Here is a 564-nt window from a genome sequence, read left to right as displayed (position 1 = left end):
TTTGATGTTAGTTGGGATGGTGATCAAGTTATCTACACTGGCGAATATCGATGGAGTTATACCCATTTTGCCTTGCACCTTGCGATGTTAGCAAAGGCAGCGGGCGGTGTGGATGCTTTTGTTGTTGGAACGGAAATGCCGGGCATTTCAGCTCTAACATGGGGGTTTGATGACTTTCCGGTTGCATACTTCATGGCATATATCGCCGAGGAAGCGCGCAAGATCATGGGGCCGGATGTAAAGATAGGTTATGCTGCTGACTGGTCCGAGTTTCACAGCCACCGGCCTAATGATGGCAGCGGCGATGTGTTCTTTCATCTCGATTATCTTTGGGCTCATGACGATATCGACTTTATTGGCATAGATAATTATCTGCCGCTGACTGATTGGCGCGATCATGAAAACCATGAGGACCACGGGCAAGGTGCGCAATCGATCCATGATCTGGACTATCTGAAAGCAGGCATCGAGGGCCGGGAGTATTACGACTTCTACTATGCCTCGCAGAATGACCGGATAAACCAGAACCGCACGTTGATTGCAGATCAGGCACATGGCGAGCAT

1 protein-coding gene is annotated in these 564 nt (G+C 49.5%); it reads left to right on the top strand.

Annotated elements, in window-relative coordinates; all coding sequences use genetic code 11:
- Nucleotides 1-30 precede the first annotated feature (30 nt).
- A partial coding sequence (locus tag PsWM33_RS28575; RefSeq protein ID WP_275078579.1) for a baseplate megatron protein TIM-barrel domain-containing protein occupies nt 31-564 on the top strand: 534 nt, incomplete at its 3' end.

It is taken from the genome of Pseudovibrio sp. WM33 (assembly GCF_001623165.1).
GTDB lineage: Bacteria > Pseudomonadota > Alphaproteobacteria > Rhizobiales > Stappiaceae > Pseudovibrio.
This window is presented reverse-complemented; position numbering and strand designations above follow the sequence as displayed.